General features: G+C 60.6%; 5 protein-coding genes and 1 other RNA gene (1 of these 6 cut by a window edge). 5 read left to right on the top strand and 1 reads right to left on the bottom strand.

From position 1 onward, the window contains the following. A partial coding sequence (locus tag B3187_RS07150) for a TonB-dependent receptor (RefSeq protein WP_286805403.1) occupies positions 1-567 on the bottom strand: 567 nt, incomplete at its 3' end. Between the two features lie 150 nt (positions 568-717). On the opposite strand from B3187_RS07150, the gene rnpB reads away from it, so the two are divergent. The 5 genes from rnpB to B3187_RS07175 all read left to right on the top strand — a co-directional run. Beyond that, positions 718-1,069, top strand: an RNA gene (gene rnpB, locus B3187_RS07155) — RNase P RNA component class A. Positions 1,070-1,411: 342 nt separating this feature from the next. Further along, positions 1,412-1,852 carry a division/cell wall cluster transcriptional repressor MraZ gene (gene mraZ / locus B3187_RS07160; RefSeq protein ID WP_286805405.1) on the top strand — a complete coding sequence of 147 codons (441 nt, stop codon included), beginning with the start codon at positions 1,412-1,414 and terminating at the stop codon, positions 1,850-1,852. A 67-nt stretch (positions 1,853-1,919) separates the two neighbouring features. Next, positions 1,920-2,849 carry a 16S rRNA (cytosine(1402)-N(4))-methyltransferase RsmH gene (gene rsmH / locus B3187_RS07165; RefSeq protein WP_286805407.1) on the top strand — a complete coding sequence of 310 codons (930 nt, stop codon included), beginning with the start codon at positions 1,920-1,922 and terminating at the stop codon, positions 2,847-2,849. A gap of 28 nt (positions 2,850-2,877) precedes the next feature. Continuing rightward, entirely contained in the window at positions 2,878-3,183 is a 306-nt protein-coding gene (gene ftsL / locus B3187_RS07170; protein ID WP_286805408.1) for a cell division protein FtsL, read from the top strand. Then, a protein-coding gene (locus tag B3187_RS07175; protein ID WP_286805409.1) for a peptidoglycan D,D-transpeptidase FtsI family protein crosses the window boundary here: on the top strand, positions 3,176-4,738 show its 5' portion. Its footprint extends 180 nt past the window's final position; only the first 1,563 of its 1,743 coding nucleotides appear in the window; the start codon lies at positions 3,176-3,178; its stop codon lies beyond the right edge, outside the window. The genes ftsL and B3187_RS07175 overlap by 8 nt, the downstream gene beginning before the upstream one ends.

Below are 4,738 nucleotides of genomic sequence, written 5' to 3' on the forward strand. Positions count from 1 at the left end.
CGGCGCGTTGATTCCGGCTTCGATCTTGATCGCGTCGTAATTGCCGTAGGTGAAGGCGCCATAGCCGGAGAATTCGAATTCGGGCGGCGCGGTGTAGATGTTGATCAGGCCGGCCGAGCTGTTGCGCCCGCCGAGCGTGCCCTGCGGGCCGCGCAGCACTTCGACCCTTTCGATATCGAAGGTGTCGATATCGCCTGCCAGCACCGCGCCGTTGCTCTGGCCGGTGCTGGGGCTGAAGGGAGTTTCGTCGACGTAGATCGACGCAGTCGGGCTCGCCCCGCCGGTGTTCACGCCACGAAGGATAACGCGGGTCTGGCCGGGATTGGACTGTTCGAGGCTGAGACCCGGAACCTGCGCAGCATAATCGACGAAGCTGGTCGCCTGCTGCTGCTCCAGCTTGTCCCCGCCGAGGACAGAGATCGACTGCGGGATTTGTGCAAGGGTCTGCTCGCGCTTTTGCGCGGTGACCAGAATTTCCTCCAGGGCCGGTGTGCTCTGGGCCTGGGCCGTGACGCTGAAGCTGGCCGCGATGGCCAGTGAAAGTGCGGTAAGTTTATAAGTGTTCACAGACGTCTCCTGTCCTTTTTTATGGTTGAGCTTATTTTAGATCATAACGGGATTAAAAACGAAATCGTCAGTAAATAATCTGGGGTGTGGTGCTTTGTGTTGAAAATGTGCGCTTGCGCACGTTCGCCAAGGTCGCTACTCTATGTCTTCGGAGTCGGCTCGGCAGTCGCTTCGGTGCTTGCACCGGGGAGGAAAGTCCGGGCTCCACAGGGCAGAGCGCCAGGTAACGCCTGGGGGGCGAGAGCCCACGGAAAGTGCAGCAGAAAGTAAACCGCCTAAGCGACCTCGGTCGCCGGTAAGGGTGAAATGGTGCGGTAAGAGCGCACCGCGCGACTGGCAACAGTTCGTGGCGATGGTAAACCCCGCTCGGAGCAAGACCAAATAGGAACCCGATGGTGCGGCCCGTACCGGGTTCGGGTAGGTCGCTCGAGGTGCGTGGCGACACGCATCCCAGATGAATGACTGTCCTCGACAGAACCCGGCTTACAGGCCGACTCCGACTTATTCTGTTTTAGAGCGCTTCCTTCTATCCCCCGTCTTTTTTAATCCTAAAAATTCACAAACTTAATGTAACACTTTAAGTTTGTTCTCTATTGCGCTGATAGTTATAGCTTATTCCCTTTTGGTGGTTTCTGGCGCATCTCTCATTCCTGTCTATACCTACAGTTTTCTCTGCAGATCCCGTGCGGTTCGCCGCATTTTCCTTCTCTATTGCTTGACTTTGCTTTGCCCGGATTTATAGTGTGCCATAAGTGGTAGAAAGTGGTTATTAGTGGTTTTTTGTGGAAATCCGGGTCGCGAAGTGGTGAAAAGTGCCCTCGCCCCATCAAATGACAGGTGAATCGTGCTCACAGGCAGTCACTCCATCAATATGGACGCGAAGGGTCGCATGGCGATCCCGACTCGCATTCGCGAGTCCTTTGTCGCGTCCTGCGAGGGCCGCCTGGTGCTGACCGCTCACACCCAGCAGCGCTGCCTGCTGGTGTACTCCGAGCCGGACTGGCTGGAGCGACTGCCGAAAATTCAGGCGCTGTCGGATAACGACCCGGCGGCGGGCCGGATCAAGCGCCTCTGGATTGGTTATGCGACCCCGATGGAAATGGATGGCAACGGACGAATTCTGGTGCCCCCCACCTTGCGCAGCTTCGCCAGACTGGACAAGAAGCTGATGTTGGTGGGATTGGGCGACAAGATGGAGCTGTGGAACGAAGACAGCTGGCAGGAGCTGATTGAGCAGCCGCTCGATACCGAGCTGTCCCCAGAGCTGCAATCGCTGACACTGTAACCGGATTTCAAGCGGCTCGGCCCGAGCCGAAGTGGCACAACAAACGCGGCATAACAAAAGGTAGCCCATGAGCGATTCGCCCCACCAGACGGTACTGTTGAATGAAGCGGTTGACGCCCTGGTTCAGGATGTCGACGGCTTTTATGTCGACGGCACCTTTGGTCGGGGTGGACACAGTGCCCGGATTCTGGAGCGGCTGTCGGAAAAGGGACGGCTGCTGGGCATTGATAAGGATGCCGATGCCATCGCGGTGGCACATGAGCGGTTTGCCGGGGATGCCCGCTTCGAGATCGCTCAAGGCTCCTTTGCGGCGCTAGCGGAACTGGTGGGTGCGAGAGGCATGACCGGCAAGGTCCAGGGGTTGTTGCTGGATCTGGGTGTGTCGTCGCCGCAGTTGGATGAAGCCGAACGTGGTTTCAGCTTTTTGAACGACGGTCCTCTGGATATGCGGATGGACCGAAGCTCCGGACAAAGCGCGGCCGAGTGGCTTGCCGAGGCCCCGGAGGCCGAAATTGCCCGGGTTCTGAAAGAGTATGGCGAAGAGCGCTTCGGCAAGCGCATGGCGCGAGCGCTGGTCGCTGCCCGGGCGGAACAACCGATCACCCGGACGTCGCAGCTGGCAGAAATCGTCAAGGCGGCCAATCCGGCCTGGGAGAAGGGCAAGCACCCGGCGACCCGGGCGTTTCAGGGGATCCGGATTCACGTCAACAATGAGTTGTCGGATCTCGAGGCCATTCTTGCCCAGGCCTTGACGGTATTGGCGCCGGGCGGACGGCTGGTGGTGATCAGCTTCCACTCGCTGGAAGACCGCCTGGTGAAGCGCTTTATCCGCCGGCAGGAAAAAGGACAGCCGCTACCGGCCGGACTGCCGGTACGCGATGAGCAGCTCGATCGCACCCTCAAGAGTGTGGGCAAGGCGGTTCGGGCCAGTGATATTGAAGTGGGCGCAAACGTGCGTTCACGCAGCGCCATTATGCGCGTTGCAGAAAAGCTCTGACTGATCAGATGACGAGGCGATTTTGACCATGACCCCCAACACATCCAATGCACTGCACTCCCGCCGGGGTATTACCCTGGCGGTGGCCGTGTTGTGGGTGTTGGTGGTGTTGTCGGCGCTGGCGGTCATCGCCTCTACCCATCAGACCCGTCAACGGGTTGACCGTCTGGAGACCCTGCGCCGGGAGGCGGCCGAGCTCCAGGTTGTGTGGGGACAATATATGTTGGAGCAGAGCACCTGGGCCGCCTATGGCCGGGTGGAGCAAATGGCCCGCGATGAGTTGGCCATGCGTCTGCCGGATGACGAAGACATCGTGATGGTGATTCATGAGTAGGGCGCAGACGCTGACAATCGCCCGCTGGCGAGTCTGGCTGGTAGCCCTGGCCGTGCTGGTACTCGGCTCGGCGCTGTTGTGGCGCCTGGCCAGTCTGCAGGTGTTGCCCGATACCGCCCAGGGTTATGAGTTTCTCCAGGGCCAGGGGCAGGCCCGGACCCTGCGCACCGAATCCATCAGTGCCTATCGGGGGGTGATTACCGATCGCAACGGCGAGCCATTGGCCGTCAGCACACCGGTCGAAACCCTCTGGGCAGACCCGACACTCCTGTTGCAGTCGCCCGAGCGCTGGAACGAGTTGGCGCGGGCGCTGGAACTGTCGGAAGCCGAGCTGGAAGCTCGGCTCTCTCGTTATAGCGGCAAGGAGTTTATGTATCTGCGCCGGCATCTGCCCCCCCAGGCCGCTGAAGCGGTTCTGGCGCTGGAGATTCCCGGCGTTTACAGCCAGCGCGAGTACCGCCGCTATTACCCGGCCGGGGAAGTGGCGGCCCATCTGGTGGGCTTTACCGACATCGACGATCGGGGCCAGGAGGGCATGGAGCTGGCTTACGACGCCTGGCTGTCGGGCGAGAGTGGCGCCAAGCAGGTGCTCAAGGATTTGCGGGGTCGTACCGTCAAAGAGCTTCAACTGGTGAAGTCTGCCCGGCCCGGTCGCAACCTGGCGCTCAGCATTGACTTGCGCCTTCAGTATCTGGCGCACCGGGAATTGAAAGCCGCGGTTTTGAAAAACAACGCCAAGGGCGGCTCGCTGGTGATCATGGACGTGCAGACCGGGGAGGTTCTGGCCATGACCAACCAGCCGGCCTACAACCCGAACGATCGCTCCGGCCTGCGCTCCGAGGCGCTGCGCAACCGGGCGCTCACCGATCTGTTTGAGCCTGGCTCCACCATGAAGCCGCTGGCGGTCATGGCGGCACTGGAAACCGGTCGTTTCAGCCCCAGTTCGCTGATCAACACCGCCCCCGGGTATGTTCAGGTGGGGCGCAAAACACTGCTGGACCCGGTGAACTACGGCACCCTGGATCTGAGTGGCGTGATTGCAAAATCCAGCCAGGTGGGGATGACCAAACTGGCGCTGGAGCTTGAGCCCTCAACGGTGCGCAACATGTATCAGCGCCTCGGTCTGGGGCAGGGCGTCGGTACCGGCTTCCCGGGCGAGTCCGTGGGCACCTTGCCCACCTACGAGCGCTGGCGCCCCATTCAGCGGGCAACCTACGCCTTTGGTTACGGTCTGAATCTCACCGCCATGCAGTTGGTAAACGCTTACAGCACGGTTGCCAGTGGCGGGGTCAAACGCACGCCTTCGCTGCTGAGGGTAGACGACGTGGTCGAGGGCGAGCGAGTGGTGGATGAAGAGCTGGCCCGGCAGGTCACGGCCATGCTGCGTCGGGCGGTCAGTACCGAGGGTACGGCCCGCAGGGCTGAAATTCCGGCTTATCCGGTGGCGGGCAAAACCGGCACCGTGCATAAAGTGGGTGAGGGTGGTTATGTTGAGAACCGATACATCGCCTCGTTTGTCGGTATGGCACCGGCAGACAATCCGCGCATTGTCGCG

The organism is Marinimicrobium sp. UBA4209 (genome assembly GCF_002381585.1).
Classification (GTDB): Bacteria; Pseudomonadota; Gammaproteobacteria; order Pseudomonadales; family Cellvibrionaceae; genus Marinimicrobium; species Marinimicrobium koreense.

Bases quoted from the DNA above. Each gene is read 5' to 3' on its own strand.
- rsmH (WP_286805407.1), top strand. From the start codon at position 1,920: ATGAGCGATTCGCCCCACCAGACGGTACTGTTGAATGAAGCGGTTGAC.
- ftsL (WP_286805408.1), top strand. From the start codon at position 2,878: ATGACCCCCAACACATCCAATGCACTGCACTCCCGCCGGGGTATTACC.